The sequence below is a fragment of the Paenibacillus sp. FSL R5-0923 genome (assembly GCF_038009145.1).
Lineage (GTDB): Bacteria > Bacillota > Bacilli > Paenibacillales > Paenibacillaceae > Paenibacillus_AQ.
Map to the genome: position 1 here is coordinate 1452630 of NZ_JBBPAT010000001.1, position 21605 is coordinate 1474234.

Annotated in this window: 25 protein-coding genes; 21 read left to right on the forward strand and 4 right to left on the reverse strand. The window is 44.9% G+C overall.

All coding sequences use genetic code 11. The features are described from left to right. The first annotated feature begins 1 nt into the window (after position 1). The 17 genes from MKX35_RS06515 to MKX35_RS06595 all read left to right on the forward strand — a co-directional run bounded on the left by MKX35_RS06515 (position 2) and on the right by MKX35_RS06595 (position 10034). Positions 2–754, forward strand: coding sequence for a LysM peptidoglycan-binding domain-containing protein (locus MKX35_RS06515; protein ID WP_076300990.1), 753 nt, complete (start codon positions 2–4; stop codon positions 752–754). Positions 755–763: 9 nt separating this feature from the next. Further along, positions 764–1726, forward strand: coding sequence for an XkdQ/YqbQ family protein (locus MKX35_RS06520; RefSeq protein WP_076300991.1), 963 nt, complete (start codon positions 764–766; stop codon positions 1724–1726). A gap of 5 nt (positions 1727–1731) precedes the next feature. Continuing rightward, complete coding sequence (locus MKX35_RS06525; RefSeq protein ID WP_076301021.1) at positions 1732–2028, forward strand: DUF2577 domain-containing protein; 297 nt, start codon at positions 1732–1734, stop codon at positions 2026–2028. Then, entirely contained in the window at positions 2025–2456 is a 432-nt protein-coding gene (locus MKX35_RS06530) for a DUF2634 domain-containing protein (protein WP_076300992.1), read from the forward strand. The genes MKX35_RS06525 and MKX35_RS06530 overlap by 4 nt, the downstream gene beginning before the upstream one ends. Then, positions 2449–3507 carry a baseplate J/gp47 family protein gene (locus MKX35_RS06535; RefSeq protein WP_076300993.1) on the forward strand — a complete coding sequence of 353 codons (1059 nt, stop codon included), beginning with the start codon at positions 2449–2451 and terminating at the stop codon, positions 3505–3507. Before MKX35_RS06530 ends, MKX35_RS06535 begins: the two co-directional genes overlap by 8 nt. 1 nt (position 3508) lies before the next feature. Continuing rightward, entirely contained in the window at positions 3509–3922 is a 414-nt protein-coding gene (locus tag MKX35_RS06540; protein ID WP_076300994.1) for a phosphoglucomutase, read from the forward strand. A 1-nt stretch (position 3923) separates the two neighbouring features. Then, positions 3924–4946: a DUF2793 domain-containing protein gene (locus MKX35_RS06545; RefSeq protein ID WP_076300995.1), complete on the forward strand. Its 1023-nt coding sequence runs from the start codon at positions 3924–3926 to the stop codon at positions 4944–4946. Positions 4947–4957: 11 nt separating this feature from the next. After that, positions 4958–5293, forward strand: a complete 336-nt coding sequence (locus MKX35_RS06550) for a hyaluronate lyase N-terminal domain-containing protein (RefSeq protein WP_076300996.1) — start codon at positions 4958–4960, stop codon at positions 5291–5293. A 3-nt stretch (positions 5294–5296) separates the two neighbouring features. Continuing rightward, positions 5297–5908: a putative phage tail protein gene (locus tag MKX35_RS06555; RefSeq protein ID WP_076300997.1), complete on the forward strand. Its 612-nt coding sequence runs from the start codon at positions 5297–5299 to the stop codon at positions 5906–5908. A gap of 11 nt (positions 5909–5919) precedes the next feature. Further along, the gene (locus MKX35_RS06560; protein ID WP_076300998.1) at positions 5920–7416 is read left to right on the forward strand and encodes a C1q-like domain-containing protein; all 1497 of its coding nucleotides are present in this window, start codon (positions 5920–5922) and stop codon (positions 7414–7416) included. Positions 7417–7450: 34 nt separating this feature from the next. Further along, positions 7451–7870 carry an XkdW family protein gene (locus MKX35_RS06565; RefSeq protein ID WP_443189892.1) on the forward strand — a complete coding sequence of 140 codons (420 nt, stop codon included), beginning with the start codon at positions 7451–7453 and terminating at the stop codon, positions 7868–7870. 25 nt (positions 7871–7895) lie between these two features. Next, a complete protein-coding gene (locus tag MKX35_RS06570; RefSeq protein WP_076301000.1) occupies positions 7896–8114 on the forward strand; it encodes a hypothetical protein in 219 nt (72 codons plus the stop codon). Positions 8115–8208: 94 nt separating this feature from the next. Beyond that, a complete protein-coding gene (locus tag MKX35_RS06575; protein WP_076301001.1) occupies positions 8209–8490 on the forward strand; it encodes a hypothetical protein in 282 nt (93 codons plus the stop codon). Between the two features lie 2 nt (positions 8491–8492). Beyond that, the gene (locus MKX35_RS06580; protein ID WP_036681274.1) at positions 8493–8693 is read left to right on the forward strand and encodes a hypothetical protein; all 201 of its coding nucleotides are present in this window, start codon (positions 8493–8495) and stop codon (positions 8691–8693) included. Next, positions 8686–9075, forward strand: coding sequence for a hypothetical protein (locus MKX35_RS06585; protein ID WP_076301002.1), 390 nt, complete (start codon positions 8686–8688; stop codon positions 9073–9075). The genes MKX35_RS06580 and MKX35_RS06585 overlap by 8 nt, the downstream gene beginning before the upstream one ends. Next, entirely contained in the window at positions 9047–9739 is a 693-nt protein-coding gene (locus tag MKX35_RS06590; protein WP_076301003.1) for a M15 family metallopeptidase, read from the forward strand. Before MKX35_RS06585 ends, MKX35_RS06590 begins: the two co-directional genes overlap by 29 nt. Before the next feature lie 13 nt (positions 9740–9752). Continuing rightward, complete coding sequence (locus tag MKX35_RS06595) at positions 9753–10034, forward strand: holin (protein ID WP_076301004.1); 282 nt, start codon at positions 9753–9755, stop codon at positions 10032–10034. A 102-nt stretch (positions 10035–10136) separates the two neighbouring features. Here MKX35_RS06595 and MKX35_RS06600 read toward each other — a convergent pair whose 3' ends face one another. The 4 genes from MKX35_RS06600 to MKX35_RS06615 form a co-directional block, all read right to left on the reverse strand. Continuing rightward, the gene (locus MKX35_RS06600; RefSeq protein ID WP_076301005.1) at positions 10137–11447 is read right to left on the reverse strand and encodes an MBL fold metallo-hydrolase; all 1311 of its coding nucleotides are present in this window, start codon (positions 11445–11447) and stop codon (positions 10137–10139) included. Then, positions 11444–13123 (reverse strand): ABC transporter permease, encoded by a 1680-nt coding sequence (locus MKX35_RS06605; RefSeq protein ID WP_076301006.1) that lies wholly within the window; start codon positions 13121–13123, stop codon positions 11444–11446. The genes MKX35_RS06600 and MKX35_RS06605 overlap by 4 nt, the downstream gene beginning before the upstream one ends. 5 nt (positions 13124–13128) lie before the next feature. Continuing rightward, positions 13129–14208 carry an ABC transporter substrate-binding protein gene (locus MKX35_RS06610; protein WP_076301022.1) on the reverse strand — a complete coding sequence of 360 codons (1080 nt, stop codon included), beginning with the start codon at positions 14206–14208 and terminating at the stop codon, positions 13129–13131. A gap of 86 nt (positions 14209–14294) precedes the next feature. Continuing rightward, positions 14295–15263, reverse strand: coding sequence for an ABC transporter ATP-binding protein (locus MKX35_RS06615; protein WP_076285562.1), 969 nt, complete (start codon positions 15261–15263; stop codon positions 14295–14297). Between the two features lie 166 nt (positions 15264–15429). Here MKX35_RS06615 and MKX35_RS06620 point away from each other — a divergent pair, with 166 nt between their 5' ends. The 4 genes from MKX35_RS06620 (at position 15430) to MKX35_RS06635 (ending at position 21535) form a co-directional block, all read left to right on the forward strand. Next, positions 15430–16323, forward strand: a complete 894-nt coding sequence (locus tag MKX35_RS06620) for a LysR family transcriptional regulator (RefSeq protein WP_042192084.1) — start codon at positions 15430–15432, stop codon at positions 16321–16323. Between the two features lie 236 nt (positions 16324–16559). After that, positions 16560–19352 (forward strand): phosphoenolpyruvate carboxylase, encoded by a 2793-nt coding sequence (gene ppc / locus MKX35_RS06625; RefSeq protein ID WP_076285561.1) that lies wholly within the window; start codon positions 16560–16562, stop codon positions 19350–19352. An 880-nt stretch (positions 19353–20232) separates the two neighbouring features. After that, on the forward strand, positions 20233–20799 hold the full coding sequence (gene sigW / locus MKX35_RS06630; RefSeq protein WP_042192081.1) for an RNA polymerase sigma factor SigW: 567 nt from the start codon (positions 20233–20235) through the stop codon (positions 20797–20799). 121 nt (positions 20800–20920) lie between these two features. Beyond that, positions 20921–21535 carry a zf-HC2 domain-containing protein gene (locus tag MKX35_RS06635; protein WP_042192079.1) on the forward strand — a complete coding sequence of 205 codons (615 nt, stop codon included), beginning with the start codon at positions 20921–20923 and terminating at the stop codon, positions 21533–21535. Positions 21536–21605: the final 70 nt, after the last annotated feature.

Here is a 21605-nt window from a genome sequence, read left to right on the forward strand (position 1 = left end):
CGTGGAAGAGTACGGGATTTTTCTTGGTTTTAATAATCAGGCGGAAGCATTCCGGCTGCCAGTCAACCCGGAGACCTTAGAGATCAAAGAGAGCGGGGATGGAAAAAGCTATACCATTATAGATTTGGGTGAAATCAATACGATTGCTTATCCGAAGCTTACGGAGATTACAATTGAAAGTATTTTTCCGGCACAAAAGTATCCGTTCGTATTGGTGCAAGAAGACGGGTTGAAGAGACCTTTTGAATATGTGGAGCTGATTAAGAAGTGGATGACTAGTCGCAGACCTATTCGTTTTGTATTCTCTGGGGTGAGTTATGCTGATGACTTGAAAAAAGCTGATGGGAAGCTAAACAACCCTCAGAAATGGTTAAAGGAATCATCGACTAGTGAGGATAAATCCATAGAAATTGATTTCGGTGTGAACATGGCTATGAGTATTGAAGGTTTCTCTTGGAAGCTCAGTGCGGGTACATCAGGGGATATTGAATATTCTTTATCTCTCAAAAAGTATGTATTCTATCAAGCGGTAGCAGTTAAGGTTGTCAAAGATGAAGTGAAGGTAGAACAGAAGCGGGCTAATGAAAAGCCCAAACCTAAAACGTATATCATGAAATCTAAAGACAATCTATGGAAAATAGCTAAAGAAATTCTTGGAGATGGCAAAAGGTGTGGAGAAATCCAGAAACTTAATGGCATTAAAGATAGTGAGCTGAGGAAGCTTCCAATCGGTAAGGTCATTAAGCTACCGTAGGAGGCTGTTATGGAGCTACTTGTAAAGAATAAGGAAGGACATTTATGGGATATTTCAGGTATCGTCTCCGATATTACATGGAAAACTGCTCGTTCAGGCAAACCATCAACGCTAGAGTTAACACTTGTGGACAGTGGTATCTATCAGCATCCCAAGTTTAGCATCAGCAACGGTGATATTATTCAGTTCAGCAAAGATAATGTGGATGTATTCTACGGGTTTGTGTTCAGCATTGATACAGGCTCGGATCAGGAGATTAAGCTGACTGCTTATGATCAGATTCGTTATTTACTAGGCAATGGTAGTTATGTTTTGCAGGATGTCACGGCTAGCGATGTTATTACTAAAATAACCAAGGACTACGGCCTGAAGACAGGTGTGCTGGAGAATACAGAGTACCGAATTCCCTCATTAATTGAAGATGACAAAAAGCTGTTGGACATCATTATGGGAGCGATCGGCAGTGAGCTTCAGTATAAGGGGCGGTTGATGGCTTTTTACGATGATTTTGGCAAGCTTACGCTGCGTAAACCGGAGTCTATGCTGCTTAACCTAGTGCTGGGAGCGGGGCATTATCTGTACGATTATTCGCTCAAAAAAAGTATTGATGATGATACGTACAACACCATTTTTCTATACAAGGATAACGAGAAGTCTGGTAAGCGTGATTTCTTTCCGGTTAGCGATAAGGATAATGTGAAGCGCTGGGGTATCCTGCACTTGTATCAGAAGGCCGATGACAAAGCGAATGCTGCACAAATTCAGGAGAAGGCAAATAATCTGCTAAAAATGCACAACCGTGAAAAGCTTAGTCTCTCCGTACAGGCGATTGGTGATATGCGCGTAAGGGCTGGTAATTTCATTTATGTCCTGCTTGATGAATTCAAGACTCAGGTGTTTCTGGTGGATCAATGCAGTCATAAGATTTCCGGTGGGGAGCATACGATGTCCCTCGATATAAAGGTGGTGTAGAAATGATGTTGGATATTATAAAAAAAGCAAGCTTAGGAGCCGTGGGAAATACAAATCCCGTGGCTTTTTCTTATGGGACGGTAACGGAGGCAGCCCCTTTGCAGATCCAGGTGGATCAACGTTTTATTTTATCGGGGAATGCGTTAGTGCTGCCTGAATCGGTAATGGAATGTAAAGTCGAGCTAGAGGGTAGAGAAGTGGTAGTGCGTCGAGGGCTTGCCTCTGGTGATCGGGTTCTGATGGTTCGGATGCAGGGTGGACAAAGCTATATTGTTCTGGATCGGCTGGTGAGTCCGATATGATTCCTGCGATTGGAAAATCTGGACCGATAACTGCCCTTCTTGAAGGCGAGGTCAACCTTGAACGTGGGGAAAGCCCCAGTCTAACTTACCGAATGGATTGGGACAGACAAAGGATCACTGGCCAAGCGGATGGACTTGAGGCAGTGCAGCAGGCAGCGGCCAAAATTCTGCGAACCGATAGATTTGAACATCTGATTTACAGTTCGGATTACGGAACAGAGTGGCAGCTGGTTCTGGGTAAGGATCGGCTGTTGGTCAGAGCTGAAATCAGACGTGTCATTAGTGAGGCCTTACTTCAGGATGAACGAATCCTTAGCTTAGAGAATATTGAGGTTTCGTTTACCGGAGAAAACTTAACTTTTGACTGCAAGGTGGTCACACGTTACGGGAATTTTCAGCTGAGAAAGGAGTGGAATGAGGATGTATGAGGATCAGACGTATGAGGCTCTTTTAGAGCGGATGCTGGACCGGGTTCCGTCAGGTCTGGATAAACGCGAGGGCAGCATCATTTATGACGCGCTCGCTCCGGCAGCAGCAGAGCTCGCGCAGATGTACATTGAGCTGGATGTGAATAATAATCTGTATTTTGCAGATACAGCGACCGGAGAGTACTTGGAGCGAAGTATCTCCTGGTCAGGAATTGTTAGGCGAGAAGCGAGCAAAGCGCAACTGAAGGGGATTTTTTATAAAGCGGATGGAGGATTTGTAGATGTCCCTCTCGGAAGCCGCTTTTCACTCGATATGCTGAATTATATGGCTGTGGAGAAGCTATCTCCTGGAGTGTATCGGCTAGAAAGTGAAACCGCTGGAGAAGAAGGAAATCGATATTTTGGTTCTTTGCTGCCAGTGGATTATATTTCAGACCTCGCGCGCGGAGAAATAGCTTCTCTTCTGATCCCTGGAGAGAACGCCGAAAGTGATGAATCGCTACGCCAGCGTTATTTGGATTCAGCCAGACGCCCAGCTACTAGCGGCAATAAATATCACTATATGGAGTGGGCGATGCAGGTTATTGGGGTGGGAGGTGCACGTGTTTTTCCGCTATGGAACGGTCCTAAGACGGTGAAGGTGATTGTTGTGGACGCTGAGAAAAAACCTGCTTCTGAGTTATTGGTGACTAAGGTTCAGCATTACATTGATCCGGTCTCTGGAGCGGGTGAGGGGCAAGCACCCGTAGGTGCAGTTGTAACAGTAGCGTCGGCGAAAGGCAAAAGTATTAGTGTAAGCGCAAAAGTTACCCTCGCTTCAGGTTATGCGCTGCAAGCTGTAAATGATGAATTCAAGGGGATTCTTGAGAGTTATCGCAAGGAGAAGGCTTTTTCAGCAACCTATATTAGCCAGTCAGTAATCGGTGCACTATTGCTAGCTACTGAGGGAGTCGCGGATTACAGTGAACTGAAGCTGAACGGTGGAGCGGGCAACGTAATGTTGAACGAAGAAGAAATACCTTTGTTCGGCAACGTTTTACTGGAGGTGTAGCATGGGTTACCCGGAGAAAGTTGATATTTTTCAAGAAAAGCTTAATAAAAAAGCAAATGGTGGCAGCTATGTTATTGAAGAGAGATTACCGCTTGTAAATGGCATGTATAGTGGTGCGCTTGCGCATGACAACATCAATAATCAGACCATCGCGGTGTACACAGGGTCACAGTATTCCGGGATCGAGCTACGTAATTTTACGGTGTCTTTTCCGGATGAAGCGCCATGGCGGCGGTTGATTAAGATTTTTGCCGATGTGCCCGAGGTTTATGTGACTTACGAAACCCCCGGGGATACAGTTGAAGCGGATGATATTAATGGTTTGCAGGTAAGTATTACCGCTGTTCAAACTGAAATAGAACGGTATAAGAACAAGGGTCAGATTGACGGAGGATCATTCAGAAGAGAGGTGTAAAATGGCACAGACTATACAAATAAAGCGGGGAACAAAGGCTGAGCTAACGAGTTATGGCGTGTTGAAGGCGGGTGAGCTTGGTTTTTGCAGTGATACTAAGGAAGTTTATATTGGTGACGGCACGTCTAATTCCATGGTCGGAAGGGCGTTGTCCGGGCCAGAAGCTTCGCGTCCGGTTGCAGGAGCCGTTGGCCGTTTGTATTACGTGACTACGGGTACGAATAGCGGATATTTGTATTTTGATGATGGGGCAGCTTGGCGGCGGGTGAACGCGCAGAAGCTTAGCGATCTGACAGGTACAATTGATGATATCGCTGATGGAGCAACCTACGCGAAGGTGCTTAAAGCGGATATTAGTGCGGGACATATCAATAAAGTATCAGATGGCACGAATGTAAAGACTGCCGCTGAGATCAAGACTCACATTGACGATGTGACCAAGCACCGGACGATCAATGATGCCGGGACTACGATTACAGATTTGTGGTCAGCGCAAAAGATTAAAAATGAAATTGAGTTGGCCAAGCATAACATCGAACCGCAAGCGTCGGTAAAAGATCAGAACCTGCTGGCTCCACCTGCCAGTCCGGTTGAGGGTGACCGATACATTATTCCAGCGGGAGCAACCGGGGCATGGGCGGGGAAAACCAATCAAATCGTTGAATATCAATCTGCCGCTTGGGTATTTTATGTTCCGGCTGTAGGCTGGACCGCTTACGTCGATGATGAGCAGAAGATTTATAGCTGGAACGGTAGCGCATGGGTGCGCACAGGTGGTGCGTTACAGACTATTACCGCTGGTAACGGGCTGATCGGCGGCGGTCAAGCCGATGCTGTGACGCTGAATATTGGTGCAGGTAATGGGATCACGGTTACTGCAGACGCGATTGCGGTGACGGCTGGAAAAGGGATCACCGTGGACTCGGCTGGTGTAGCCGTAAGTGTGGATGGAAGCAGTATCGTTTACGATGCAGCGAATGGCAATAGACTTACTGTAGCCAGTATTGATGGCGGAACATTCTAGGGGGCGGGACAATGGCTTTAAAGACATTGATTCAAATACGCCGCGGATTGGAAAGTGCGATTGGAGCACTGGCTATTGGTGAGCTTGGCTATTGTACAGACAGTGGCAAGCTGTACATTGGTTCTGCTGCTGGTAATGTCTTACTGGTAGCCGCGCAGAGTACCGGAGATATGCTGAAAAGCATTTACGATACGAATAACAATGGCAAGGTGGATTTCGCGCAACAAGCGGATAGTGTAGCTTGGGCGGGTGTAGCGGGTAAACCAGCGGTATTCCCTCCGGCGGCGCATACACATGATTATTTGCCCAAAGGGCCCCTAACCTGGAATCAACTGAAGGGGGTGTAGAGGATGAGTTACGGCAGCTCTTTATACAGCGAATTGCAATATTCCGCAGATAAAGATTCGAGCCATCCGGGTGAAGTCGAGGCGCCTGATCTAATGCAGTATTTGCCGGATTATTATAAGGATGTCCGTGAAATGGAGAAGCTTCAGGAGACCATCGGGCTAGAAATTGGTGGACTGAAGGTAGGCACTATAGATGTACTGGATCAGGCGTTTGTTGAAACGGCAACGGTAAGTCTTGGACGTTGGGAGGCTGAGCTTGGACTAAATGTCGATTTATCCAAGTCATATGCCACACGCCGAGAGATGATTAAAGCGAAGCTGCGTGGAAACGGGACGACAACGCCGGAGATGATCCAGCGGACGGCGTCCGCCTTTTCGGGTGGAGTGGTTGAAGTTAAGGAAGTGCCTGATGAGTACCGTTTTGAGATTCATTTTGTGAGTACACTGGGCATACCTCCGAATATGGCAGGGTTGATTCAAATCATCGAAGAGATTAAACCCGCACATTTAGCTTATGAATTTGTGTTCAGCTATACGTGGTGGGACTCCGTTAAGGTTTTGACCTGGGAGAATGCTCACAGTAAGACATGGAACGAATTAAGAACTTATAGATAGGAGAGTGACACATGCAAACCACAGGAAATTTGGGATTAAAGAAGCCCGAGGGAACAGATATCGTTGATATTGCCGATTTAAATGGGAATATGGACATCTTGGATAATGCCGTTACTAGCAAGGTCGATAAAGTTACTGGCAAACAGCTGTCGACCAACGATTACACCGCAGCTGAGAAAACTAAGCTGGCGGGGATTGCTGCGGGAGCGAATAATTATGTGCATCCTAATCACACGGGGGATGTTACTAGTAATGGTGATGGAGTTACGGCTATTGCGGCTGGAGTGATTGTAAATGCAGACGTTAATTCTGCGGCTGGGATTGATGCTTCGAAGATTGGGACTGGCGTGGTCTCGAACGCAGAGTTTGGGTATTTGGATGGGGTGACTAGTGGGATTCAGGGGCAGTTGAATGGTAAGGCGCCTTTGGTTACTACACCGCAGCAGACGACGGCTGATATTACTTTCTATGTGCGGACGGATGGGAACGATACAAACAACGGTTCAGCTAATACGGCAGCAGGGGCATTTAAAACAATCAATAGGGCTATCGGCATGATTCCTCAAGTTGTTAATCATACTGCATCTATAAATGTTGCATCTGGAACCTATGCCGAAGATGTGAGAATAAGCGGCAAAGTAGGCGGTGGTCATGTTCAATTTATGGGTACTTCTGTAACTATCCGCTCCTTCGTGGCTGAACGGTGCAATCGTATTGTTATAGACGGTTTTTCTGCTAATACCACAACCTCAATGGGTTTTAATGCGTATGACGGCGGAAACATCGACATTAAAAATTGCTCCTGTGAAACTACCGCTAATTATCCGGGCATTAATATTGCAGGTCAAAACGCAGACATTAGAAATTCTTCGGTATCTGGACGAAACTTTGGAATAATAGTCGGAAGTGCTTCGATTGTTACATCACTCGATAACACGGGGCAAGCGAATGGCGTGGGTCTTTACGCTAGTCATGGCGGTTCAATCTATAAATATGGCTCACAGCCATCAGGAATAACTTCCGAAGGCTCATTAAATGGTATCATCACTAGTGGAGTTCTTAACCCTTGGGGAGATAATACATTTTCAAAACGAAGTGCCTTTTCTGCCATACCATCTACTAATCAAGTGGTTCCGAAAGCTATTTTAACAAAGATTAATTTCCAAACTGAGTATTACGACAATCTCGGTGAATATAACCCTTCGACGAGTATGTTTACAGCAGCGAAATCAGGGCTTTATCTAATTGAATGTTCTATTGTAGTTAGTTCGCCGGAAGCACTAACTTCTCATTACCTCCAAATTTATAGAAACGGAACAAACAGAGAAATAGGTACTTATGGTATACCAGTGAACTCTGGTGGCGACATACAGCTATCTTTAACTGCTATGCTCCTTATAAATGCCGGAGACAAACTTGAAGCCTATGTGCAGCATCATAATTCTATAGATAAAAGCATAACGACTGATTCTATATATTCAAGATTCAAGGTATCTCAAATTGCGTAATGGAGGAATTATAATGAACATATCAGCAGCAATTATGCACATGCACCCAAAATCTGACCCAGTGCATGACTTTATGGTGCGGGATGACGGTCCTGAACCTGTATTACGCGAAGGCGTAGATGGTCACATACGCTACGAGATCCGCCCATTAGAAGAAGATGAATCCAAGTTAATAGAAGGGGTACACTATCGTTATGCAGTGGATTTTAATCGACTAGTCGAAGGCGTAGACTACGACATTATTGAACGCGGCCCATACATCGCCACCTGGAACCTAGACTCACCGCAACCAACGGAAGCAGAGCTCGAAGCTGCATGGGAAGCCTACCTAGAAGCCGAAGCCAACAAACCGCCAGAATTAAGCGAAATCGAACAACTACGCACAGAGAATACAGCTTTGCAGAATCGGCTACAAGACGTCGAAGTCATTATGGCTGAATTACTCAGCATATAAACCCAAAAGGAGGTGAGTTGTAATCATGACAATGGATTCATTAACAGCCGCCAAAATCCGGCTGATGACTAATGCCTGTATCACTCGTTATGATCGTGAGGAAGGTCCGATAGAGGATATCATTTCTTCCTATAACATGCAGCCGGATAATGAGATTTTGGTTAAGGATCAGATTATCCAGAAACGATCAGATATTCATTTTGCTGAAAATGATTCGACTGAGCAAGCTTCATCAGCTAAATAATTAGCACGCATCCACACAGGAGCGTGTTTTTTTGTGCCCTCGGTGGTGCCGGGGGCTATTTTGCATCAACATCATTACAGAAAGGAGCGGACGAATGAAAGAGGGGGATATTGCGCAATTGGAGAAGCTGCTGCCGCTGGCGGATAAGTATGGGCTGGCTTATATTGTTGCGTTTATTTTGATGATTGTGCTCATGGTATTATTGCGTGCGATTGTCAAAGGGAACCTTGTACCGCGAGAACTGCTGGATCGTGCAGAGGAGGATCGGGATCGTCTGCAAGCGATTCTGGACAAGGAGCGCTCGGAGTTTATGCAGCCGACACTGGACGTCTTAAAGAAACTGAAGATTGACCATACGGAAGACAGGGGGAGTTAGGAATGCTGTCACAATGGATTCGGCGGCTGCTTCTCCCCCGGCATGTTGATAAAGAGATGGAGCTCCGCAGAGCCTCTACCAGCGTTACGCTGACCATAAGTCATTATAAAAATGTCTCGCAGGAAATTCAGGAGGAGATTGATCGTAACCGATTCGCCAAATATTTAGTTTATGATCGAGGGGATCATGATGCACATGATTGATTTTTTATTATTGGTGCTATATAGCACTGCTGCAGCCTGTGGAATATACATCATTTATCGCCACAGACAATATTTTTACGAACGATTCAAAAAAGGTGTGGTCAGCGTGTTTATGCTGGCTATGCTTTTTTTCTTAATGGCCTATACATTCAATATGTTAATCATTCTACTATTCCGTTTGGTAGCTCTACTAGGAGCGGACTCGGCAGCACGGCTAATTTGGCTGAACTATAGCTGGGCTATTGCTCAATTCGGAACAACAGTCGGCATTATTATATTGGCTTTAATGACACGTTCCGGGAAATATGACCAATTTATTTATCTGAAAAAGAAAGACAGAAAAGAGGATCATCATGCTGACACTAATGCAGGTGAAAAATAAATCAGCCTCACGCCTAACAGGTCTACACCCCGTAGTCCGTTCCGCTGCTACTGCTCTAATCGAACGTTGTTACAAACTCAACATCCCCATTCTCATTACGCAAGGACTTCGCACAATTGCCGAGCAGGATGCTCTTTACGCACAAGGTCGCACTAAACCTGGAGCGATTGTTACCAATGCGCGTGGCGGGTATAGCTACCACAATTTTGGACTAGCCGTAGATTTTGCTCTTTTGCTGCAGAATGGATCGAGTGTGTCATGGGATATGCGCCGGGACGACAATAACAACCAGATCGCAGATTGGCAGGAGGTTGTAAAAGAGGCCAAGGCACTTGGATTCGAATGGGGAGGCGATTGGACGAGCTTTAAAGACTATCCACATTTTCAAATGGCGTTTGGGTTAACACTCACACAGTTACGTGCAGGGGCAAAGCCCTCAATATCCGCAGTGGAGTCAGCGTATAAGGTCATCAATAGGAAGGAGGAAGAAGAATTGAAGAGTGATATTATTGCCGTTGTAAAGGTTAACGGGGTTAAGGTTGCAGATGGAGTGCTTGAAAAAGGCATCACCTACGTTCCCGTTCGTATTATTGCAGAAGCGCTAGGTGCACAGGTGGGTTATGATTCCGCCACTAGGACGGTTGAGATTACAAGTACTCACTAAGGAGGTATCTATCATGGAAACTAGAGAGATTTTAGATGATGTTATGGCATTCGCCTCTATCTTAGCAGTATTCGTACTGGCACTTGTTCAATTGGTCAAAAATAGTATCAACATCCCGCGTAATGCAGTCCCTGTCATCGGACTATTGATAGGCTTGCTCATCGGAGCGGCAGCGTATCCTTTTACCGATCTGGATATTGTCCTTCGCCTTTGGGCTGGGGGCTTTGCAGGTTTATCTGCGACGGGGTTGTTTGAGTTAGCTTTTAAGGATCGCCCGGGGACGACGAAAGAGTAAATGGATAATAGGTTTAAATCATAAAAAAAGGGCTGTTCCAAAACGTCTGAATAGACCTAAGGAAGAGCCCCATTGTTTTTTATGAGATTACATAGTTAAGCTTCAGAACGAAAGCGTACTTCCAGGCAGCAAAGAGTACAGCCCTGCAAAACCTTCTCCTTCTAATATAGAAGTGACATGATCAATATGCGATTTGGGAGCATGAACGAGCACCGACCGGCGGCTGGGAACCGTTCGTAGCATTTCCCGAATATCCGGTAAGCCTTGGTGGACTTTATAGCGAATGAGTGAGATTGTACATCTCGTGTCGCTAGATTCTTCTACCATAGAATGTTTAACGAGACGGTGCCCGAAACTGCCTGCCGCCAAATGTCCCGTGAAAATCACATGGTTCTTAGGAGAAGCAGAGAGCTGATGAAAATACTCTTGTGCTTTTGCCGACTGCATCATTCCGTCATTGGTAAACACGATTGAGCTCTTGAGATTCAACAATGCCTTTGCACGTTCCTCTGAATTAGATACAATGCACAAGTTCTTTCTATTAAAAAGCATATCAACGCGCTGAATAGCGCCCTCTTTCAGCCATTCGGTCTTATCGCTCAAACCTCTTAAAGGAGCTATGAGCTCTTCTTCGACGATCAGCTGATCATCCGGGAAGCACTCGCTTGCCCATACGATCAATTCCTGGCTTCTGCCATGGATAGGCACCGGAAGGAGGATTGAACCCCCTTTTTGCAGAGTGTTACAGATCGCTGACTCTAATTGCTGTAACTTTACAAGCTGCTCATCAGGATCCGCGCCGTAGGCGGCATCGATAATGGATAGATCTACGACATCTTTTGTTTCGGCTTCCATAATCGTTGGTGAATCTGCCATGAGCAGCAGCGACTCCTTCGTATAATCCCCTGAGAAAAATACGACTGTTCCGTCCCATTCGAGGATCAGCCAAACCGAACCTGCTAAATGTCCGCTTCGCCCCCATTGTACTCGAAGATTAGGTGCAATCCTCAGCCAAGTCTGAGGGGGGATATGCTCCTCCAAATACATGAACTGGATAGATTGCTTATCTATTTCTCCATAAGGTAATGATGCGGACTGAGCAGCCACGTATTTATCCCATGCTTCGAAATAATCGGGAAGCTGTTTAACGGTAGCTTTCGTTGTCCATACCTTACCTGAATATCCGTACTTATATAGTAGAGGAAGTGCTATGGAATGATCCTCATGCGCATGGGACAGAAACACTGCCTGCAAATGTGGGATGATGTCTGTATCAAGCAGGGGGTATTCACCTGGACCTTCTTTTTTGACACCACAATCGAGTAGAATACCAGATTGCCCATCTTTGTCCTGCAAAAGATAGGAGGAACGGCCATGCTCTCCGGCCCCTCCCCAAATGGTTAGTGTGCTCATCGTTGTCTCCGCTTTCTATCTGGGCTTAAATATTCTAATACTAGTAGTAATATAGTGGTAACGCCGACAGAGATTACTGCCATGGCCATCCCCATCGCTACAGCACCTTGTTCAAACTGGGCAAAAATATAGGTCGCCGATGTCTGCATTGAAGGTGGAAGAATGAGTAAGGAGGCTACCAGTTCCCGATTGGAAATGGTGAAGGTCATCATCCATCCAGCCACCATCCCCGGTAGAATGAGTGGGAGCAGGATACGGCGGAACACATAAAGCTTGCTTCCTCCGAATACTTGTCCCGCTTGCATAAGGGAAGAATCGATCTGCCCATAGCTCGCTTTTACATACTGAACAGTGTAGGGAATGAATAGTACAACGTAGGTAAGCACAACCATCCAGTAGGTATTATAGAGCGGAATAGGCATCCAGCGAGCATTCCATAGCAGGATTAGCCCTACTACAATTACAATTCCAGGAACTGTGTTGGGAAGTAGGCTGAATAGATCTGTAATTTTCTGCTTGAATGTAGCTCCTTTTCCTACAGTTAAGGCAAACCAAGTCCCAAGAATAACTGCGATACTGGAAGCAACGATGGCTAATGTGAAGCTATTTAATAAGGCCTCAAGACCTTGAGAACCCGGTAATAGCAGCTCTGCATAATGTTTTAAGGTTAAATTGCTCCAAGATACGCCTTCTCCTCGCAGCTTCAATAATGAGGCTGTTATGATTGAAAAATAAGGAATGCCGATAGATGCTAGAAGTAATAGAACAACATACCCCCAACTAAGAACCCCTATGATCCCCGTACTTTTATAACGTTTGGTACGAGTCCCTTTTCCGCCTATTAAGCGATATGAGAAGCGGCTGCTAATTAGAGTCTGGATGTACCACATGACGAGACAAACCCCGAGCAGCAAGGAAGCTAGTGAAGTAGCCTTTCCAAAATCTATTGGCCAACTAGAGATATACTTATGGATCTCAGAGGTCAGAACGTAAAAGCCGATCCTACGACCAAAGGTCGCAGGGGTACCAAATTCGGCAATCGTTTTGACGAAGATGAGAAGAGCTCCAAGCCCATAGCTGGATAATAGCAAGGGAATGATTACTCTTTTAAATCTGTAAAAGAACGGAGCACCATGAACAGAGGCTGCTTCCTCCAGATTGCCCCCGATCTGCAAAAGCGCATTACGCAGCAGTAAATACAGGAAGGGGAATAAATGCAGGCTCATGATCAGCACCATCCCTCCATAACTAAAGAAATACGGAGTCAGCACGGAGGAAGCGGGCAGAAACTGTTCCATATACCCACCCGTCTGCATAAATAACATCCAACCCATTGAACCAATGTATGGCGGAGTCATAAAAGGGATTAGTAGCACAACATCAAGCCAATTATGATGCCCTAAGTCCGTTTTAGCCATAATCCAGGCCAGAGGTAGTGCAAATAGCGTAGTTAGTAGAATAACGCTTACCCCGAGCCCGATAGAATTCAGCAGTACCTCAACCAGATCATCACTACCCATAATGGTTCGTAGTGGCGCGGCTATATCCAGCTGCTCATTGGGATAGATACTGGTCCAAAAAATGAGCAGGAGTGGCAGCAGTACGAGCACTGTCAGTATAAATAAAGCAAGTCCGCCGCTCACCCATTTAAATGAGCGTAAAGAGTTAATATTCATTACGCTTATTTAAAAATTTGTGTGAAGGTCGAGGAAACTTCATCACTATGTTCGTTCATCCATTCCCATTTCACATCAAATGTCTTAATTTCATCGAGATTCGCACGATTCTCTGCTTTCACATCGGTTCTACCTGGCAATAAGTAGGCTTTAGCAACTAGCGCTTGTGCTTCATCAGATAGAAGATAGTCGATAAAAGCCTTGGCATTATCTACATTCGGACTTGTCTTAATAATCGCAGCCGGGCGAGGGCTGATCACTGTTCCTTCAGCAGGGTAGACGATATCTACAGGCTCTCCATCAGCTTTTGCCTTATAAGCCATGTAATCTACACCTGAGGCAACGACGGATTTAGCACCGGTAATAACCGGATCAAGTGCCTCCTGGTTGGCGCCCGCCATCGCTACACCATTGCTTTTGTATTGTTTAAAAAGATCCCAACCGCTGTCCCCTTTAGCGCTTAAATATCCAGTTACGAAATCTAGAGCCGAGCCAGATAGCGAAGGATCTGGAATATTGACGGTTCCTTTCCATTCCGCTTTAGTGAGATCATCCCATGAAGTCGGAGGTGTGCTTACTTTTTTAGTATTGTAGACAATCCCCAGTGCGGATGCGCTATAGCTAAAATAATTGCCATCTGCTGTGTCTGACCAATCGCTAACGAGCTTATCTGCATTAACCGCCTCTTTATATGGAAGCAATAAACCATCATTCTTCATCCCTTGCATGGACGGAAGGGAGGCGAGAACAACAACATCGACTACTGGATTGGACTTTTCTGCTTCCATACGGGCTAATATTTTTCCAGTAGTGCCTTGGAACATTTCCACCTTCACACCGGTTTTGGCTTCAAAGCCGTCTTTAATTTTATTGGCTAGACCTTCAGGGCCTGCGCTGTAGACGACAAGACTGCCACTCAGAGCTTTCTCTGTGGGTTGTGGTGCTTCAGTTTGAGTTGTAGTGTTAGCGGTTGAAGTCGGATTGCTTGCGTTAGCAGCAGGAGTGTTAGTAGAGCTACAGCCGGCTAGACTCGCTCCGATTATAGTTGTTAGAAGAAGTGTACTAAGTCCTTTAGTGTTATTCATTGATTTCAATGTGAATGCCTCCCTAATATTTTTTGCATCTTGCTGCATGGAACAGCATCATACGAGCTATTCCATGCAGTGGACGCTTAATTCAGATGATGGATCTGGTGCTCTGAAGCGTAGACCTGGATCGACTCTCCAACAGGTAGACGTTGATCATGATAAGCGGTCCAAGCGGTTTGGTTCTCCATTTCTAGAATGACCTCATAGCGATCACCCATATAGCTCACATGTCGAATCGTCCCCGTAAAAGGGAGAGAGGAAGCATTCTCCTGAGACCAACGTAAATGTTCCGGACGAAGCATTTGCTTATCGGGAACGATCCAGTTGGATTTTCCAATAAAATGAGCTACAAAAGGATGATTGGGTTTCTGATAAATCTCCTCAGGAGAACCTGTTTGTAAAATAGTTCCACCTTGCATCACGACCACTTCATCTGACATAGACATCGCCTCGGTTTGATCATGGGTGACATATAGAGCGGTAATACCCATGTTCCTCACCAAGGAGGTTAACTCCAGCCTCATTTCATCTCGCAAGACTGCATCCAGTGCACTTAACGGCTCGTCGAACAATACGAGTTGGGGTCTAGTAACTACAGCTCTGGCAAAAGCAACCCGTTGCTGTTGTCCACCGGATAGCTGATGGGGAAAGCGTAGCTCGAGTCCTTCTAGTTTTACGGATCGAAGGGCTTGCTGAACCCTAATCCGTAAATCCTTTTTCTGCTTAGAGGCACGAAGTCCGAAGGCGACATTCTCGAAGACAGTTAAATGCGGCCAGAGCGCGAAATCTTGAAAGACCATGCCAAAGTTGCGGCTATGGATGGGGCGACTAATTTTTTTGTTACCTGAGAAAATAAACTCGTCATCCATTAGGATTTCTCCAGCATCCGGTGTTTCTAGCCCAGCAATCAGACGGAGTAGTGTCGTCTTTCCACAACCTGAAGGACCGAGTAATGTCGTAAAGCTTCCAGCGGGAATCTTCAGATCTGCAGCCTTCAAGGCATGCACATCTCCGAATTTCTTTTCCAATCTGTGGATTGTAATTTCCTTCATCTCTATCTACCTGCCTGTTCTTAAGCTTGTTCTTAGTGTAAAGGTAAAGAATTCCCGCTATATTTGCTGAATGTAACTGTGATATTAACTTTTTTGCCGATTTATTTTAACATTCATAGAATTCTTCTATGTTACCGTTTAGTGAATAGGCGAGGAGTGGATGATAATGAACCTTAATTTAATCAAGCTGGAGATCGTAGAACTGTTAAATAAACATAAGAAAATAACTACAGTAGCCGATAAACTCGGACTGAAGCAGCCCACCGTTACGTACCATTTGAAGAATTTAGAGCAGCAATTGGGGGAGAAGTTATTTGAATCCAGAATGGATAAAATGATTCTTACGGAGAGTGGAAAAGCGTTTCTTCATTATGCGACTAAAATCAATGCACTTGCTGCAGAAGCGGAGCGGGTTGTAAAAGAGTTCAGTCAGGCGGGGCGAGGAACGCTTAAGATTGGTGCCAGTTACGTTCCAGCTACTTATATTCTTCCGAAAATATTGGGGCTGTTTGGAGAACAACATCCGGGGATTACGATCTCTTTATCGGTTAAGCCTTCCCCTGTAATCAAAGAAATGCTGGCTAGCCATGAGATTGACCTTGGTATTTTGTCTACAGAATCTTTTTATCTACCAGATCTGCATACTCAAGCCTTGTGTGAGGACGAGCTCGTGCTTGTTTTTTCGCCATCTCATGAATTTGCCTCATTTTCTAATCTAAACCCGGCTATGATTGCTTCAGCAAGTTTTATATTACATGACAAGGAGTCGAGTACACGCCAACTGACGGATAAATGGTTTGAGCGTGAGGGGAATGAACCGAGGACCTATATTCTACTGGATTCACTGGAGGCCATAAAGCAATCGCTTATGAGTGGAAAGTACGTTTCGTTTATATCGCGTCTTGCTGTGGAGGATGAGGTAGCCAGAGGAAGATTGCTAATGCGCACCATTCCAGATTATAATTTTCAAAGACATATTTATTATTCGTATAACCGCGATCGTCATTATTCTCCTCTTATTGGCCTGTTCATCGATCAGATTCGAACGCTCCGTATTTAAATACACATAATGAAGGTATGCTAGAGCCATTATATATAAGAAAGAATACATAAAATATAAGGACTGTATAAATTGAGAAATTGGTGTATAATCTTAGATACTGTGTCGCTTTACAGCGCAAAATAGTTGGAGATTTTCACGCAGTTTTATTGTATGATATGAGGAAACCTTTAATAGGCGATTTTTAGACAGACAATAATTAACACATTGATCCGGAAGAGAATGGGGGGAGCAGCATGACCGAACTTACGACTACCGTCAGCAAAAGCAACTCTAACAATCTGCTGCGACGGGACGTACGGTTCTTGGGGAACATTTTAGGAGAGGTCTTGGTTCACCAAGGCGGTAACGAACTACTAGAGATCGTGGAGAAAATTCGCGAAACCAGTAAATCGCTGCGCTCACTATTTTTACCTGAACTGCACAGTGAATTTAAGGAGTTAATCAATTCTTTGGATCCAGAGAACCGTCATCAGGTAATAAGAGCGTTCGCTATTTATTTTCAGCTCGTGAATATTGCCGAACAGAACCATCGGATTCGCCGCAAACGTGACTATGAACGTTCAGCTGGGGAGACAGTCCAACCCGGTTCTATAGAAAGTGCGATTAAAGAGCTTCGTGAACGTGATTTCTCTCATGAGGAAGTTAACGAGATTATTGCAGGATTATCTCTGGAACTTGTAATGACGGCACATCCAACGGAAGCTATGCGCCGTGCTATTCTCGATATTCATAAGCGGATATCTGATGATGTTATGGGTCTGGATAACCCTACCTTAACCTTCCGGGAGCGTGAACAGCTCCGTGAGAAGCTATTAAATGAAGTGATTACGCTATGGCAAACGGATGAACTGCGTGACCGTAAGCCTACCGTACTCGATGAAGTACGTAATGGGATGTACTATTTCCATGAGACGATCTTCCATGTATTGCCCGATGTTTATCAAGAACTTGAACGTTGTCTCAGTAAATACTACCCAGGGCAGAATTGGCATGTACCAACCTACTTACGTTTTGGCTCATGGATTGGTGGAGACCGTGACGGTAACCCTTCGGTAACTTCTACAGTTACTTCACAGACTTTGCGCATGCAGCGTAAGCTGGCGATTCGGGAATATCAACGGATTATGCGTGAACTCATGAAATATCTAAGCTTTAGCACAAGTATTGTTAAGGTGACGCCTGAGCTAGTAGAATCCATTGAAGCTGATCGTGAGATCATTAATCTTGGCAAGATGGAAGAATGGCGCAATGATAATGAACCTTACCGTATTAAGCTCAGCTATATGATCTCCAAGACACAAAATGTTCTGGATGATGAGAAAAAAGATACTCTTGAGCGTTATTCTACACCTGAAGAGTTTATCGATGATTTGAACGTGATTGACCGCAGCTTACGGCATCACTATGCCGATTATGTGGCCGACACTTACATTAAGAAATTGATCCGCCAAGTGGAGCTGTTCGGTTTCCATACGGCGACACTTGATGTGCGTCAGCACAGTCAAGAACATGAGAATGCTATGACTGAAATTCTGGCGAAAATGAACATTACGCCGGATTACTCCAAACTGTCTGAAGATGAGAAGATTGAGCTACTGGAGAAGCTGTTGAATGATCCACGTCCAATCACTTCTTCTTATCAGACGTATAGTGAGGGTACAGAGGAATGTCTTGCAGTGTACCGGACGATCTTCGCTTCGCAAGAAGAGTACGGCAAACAATGTATCACTAGTTATTTGATCAGTATGGCAGAAGCGGCAAGCGATATTCTGGAGGTTATGGTCTTCTCCAAAGAGGTAGGACTATTCCGCAAAGATAATGACGGTACAGTCGTATGTACGCTGCAAGCTGTGCCACTTTTTGAAACGATTGATGATTTGCATGAAGCACCACAAATTATGAATAGATTGCTCAGCATGCCTATCTACCGCGATGCAGTAAGAGCAATGAATGATTTGCAGGAAATCATGCTTGGATATTCAGATAGTAACAAAGATGGCGGCGTGGTTACCGCTAACTATGAACTGCGTGTTGCTCTGAAAGAGATTACAGCTACAGCCGATAAGTTCGGAATCAAGCTGAAGTTCTTCCACGGTCGTGGTGGAGCGCTCGGCCGTGGCGGCATGCCGCTTAACCGCAGCATTCTGGCTCAGCCAGCCTCGACGATTGGCGGCGGCATTAAGATCACCGAGCAGGGAGAAGTTATCTCCTCCCGTTATTCGATGCAAGGGATTGCTTACCGCAGTCTAGAGCAAGCAACATCTGCGCTTGTGACTGCAGCGATCAATGCGAGAATTCCACAAGCGGATTTATATGAAGAGAAGTGGGAAGAGATTGTTGCCCGTATCTCTGAAGTTTCGCTTCACAAATATCAGGATTTGATATTCCGTGATCCGGACTTCCTGACTTATTTCAAAGAATCTACACCTCTGCCTGAGGTTGGAGAGCTTAATATTGGTTCACGCCCTTCCAAACGGAAGAACAGTGACCGCTTTGAAGACTTGCGTGCAATTCCGTGGGTATTTGCGTGGACACAAAGCCGTTATTTGCTTCCAGCGTGGTATGCTGCTGGAACCGGACTGCAGAGTTTCTATGAGGGTAAGGAAGAGAATCTGAAGATAATGCAGCATATGTATGAGAACTTCTCATTCTTTACTACACTGATAGATACGCTGCAAATGGCTATTTCAAAAGCGGACCTGATCATTGCTAAGGAATACGCCAGCATGGGCAAGAACGAGGAAGCGCGTCAACGGATCTTCGGCCAGATTGAAGATGAATTCAAACTGACCTCTGAGTTGATCCTGAAGATTACTGGCCAGCAGGATATCTTGGATAACGTCCCTGTGATTCAGGAGTCGATCAGACTCCGCAATCCTTACGTTGATCCACTTAGCTACCTGCAGGTTCAATTGCTATCCGAGCTTAGAGCGCTCCGTGAAGTTGACGGAGACGATAGCGAATTGCTTCGCGAAGTATTGCTTACCATCAACGGCATTGCCGCTGGTCTTCGGAATACCGGCTGATATAGTCTTAACACAAAAAGTCCGCCCTTTATCGGGGCGGACTTTTTGTGCTGCTTCAGGGTCAAAATGCTGAATTAAAGGGGATTATTACCTGTAAATCGGTATTTCAAGCTCATTTCGATAAAATATAGGGAGTTGTTCCCTTTATATCAGCTGAACTTGGTGTAATTAATTGAATTTGTCCAATATACAGGGAGAAATTCCTTATAACTTTTTCATAAAACAGCTGTGACCTAAGTTATAGGGTGGTTTTCCCTATAACTCGTTCCATCAAAATGTAATCCTCAACCTACACTGGAGTTCCTACTTGCTAAATCACCGAAAACCCTGACGAAAGTATAACAATGTCTGCTCCATATACGACAAATTTAAACTAACAGAAGCCTATTCAACCGACGGGATGATTTTGTTGCTTAATACGAGCTACTTTGCTCATAAACTAAATATTGTGCTGCGAAGTGATTCTTTTGTCCTGAAAAATATTGTGGTGCTTTGCCCAATATTGATCTTTCAGGCCCTACCCAAGTAACCGAGATGTAAGCGAAGGTAAATAGTGTGGCACTTATTATTCAGGTGATGGAGTAGCGTAGAGAATGTTTGGAACTGTAGGAGCGTTAGCGATCGCCTTTATTGTCAGATTTCTACCGCAAGTAGCGGTTTAAATCAGGAAATCTGACAATAACAGCGACCGGAAGTCCAAATATTTCTCGAAGCTGCACTTAATCACCTATACCAAGTTGTCCAGTTTTTAACTCAGTTTACAGAGAAGGTTACAATACAATCCTTGATTTTTACACAAACTTGAATTACGATTTAATTGCTTGTACCGTGGATATTTGAAAATAAATACCAAGGGCGGCAAGTCTGGGGGAGTTAACAGGTGGAGAATTTGGAAGGCAGATTGACAAAGCTCGCCTTAAAAGGCGACCAAAGGGCATTTGCCGAGCTTGTGGAACTATATAAAGACAAAATATATCATTTGGCGTACCGGATGCTGAACAATCGCCATGAGGCGGAGGATATAGTTCAGGAGACCTTTTTGCGTGTGTATAGAAACTTGGATCGGTATGATGATAAACAGAAGTTCTCTACCTGGATTTATCGGATTGGTACGAACCTCTGTATTGATAGATTACGCAAACGGAAACCAACCTATTCGCTCGATGCAGATATGAACGATCAGGAGGGCCTTGACGGCTATTCGTTGATTCCAAGTGATAATGTAACACCTGAGACCGAATTACTGCTCTCTGAGACACAGGGGCTAATCTATGAGGCCATTGACAGTCTGCCTGTGAAATACAGGTCTGTGATGATTCTTAGATACCTGCAGGATTTGTCGCTTCAGGAAATAAGTGACGTGCTCGACATGCCTGTAACCACGATTAAGACGCGTGTACACCGAGGTCGTGAATTTTTACGTAAAAAATTAGGCCCGAAAATGTAAAAATAGATTTTTTTTATGAAACATCTTTGGGAGAGCGACGTATGTAAGTTAAGCAAGTCTTATGTGTCCTGACCCTTTGTCTTAGGATAATTAAATAGCACTCATGAAAGGATTGGCTCCTATGGAATGCAAACTGGCCGTCTCTATGATGCACGACTACTTGGATGACGACTTGCCCGATCAGCAGCAGAGGGAGTTGAAGGAGCATCTTCTATCCTGTCCAGATTGCCGTGCAAAGTTTAAAGAATTAGAACAGACAGATATGTTGATGTTCTCCCTAATGCATCAGAATCCTGTTGCCTCAGATGATCTTGTGAGCCGGATAATGAGTTCATTGCCAAAGACCAAGAAAGAAAATGCTTTTGTTACCTGGATCAAGAGACACCCTGCACTTACAGCGGCATCTCTGTTTCTTGTCGTAATGCTGATGAGTTCCGTAACTTTTTGGAGTCCAGATAGACAACTTGTAGTTAGAGGTGCAGATCTGGATCAAGTGGTTATCAAAGGGGATACTGTAATCGTACCTTCCGGCAAGATTATTACCGGTGACCTTACCATAGAGAATGGTAAAGCACAGGTATATGGGGAAGTGAACGGCAACGTAACAGTCATTGACGGTTCTTTGTATCAGGCTTCAACAGCTCATATTTCTGGGCAAGTCAAAAGCATAGACCAAGCGGTAAGTTGGCTCTGGTATAAAGTGACGAACATGTTCTCTGAAGTTGCCTACCGTTAAAGAAAGCGACAGTGGTTACCTTGAGCTGGAATATTATTTTGCGCCTCTTTTTCCGGAAAGATGGCGCTTT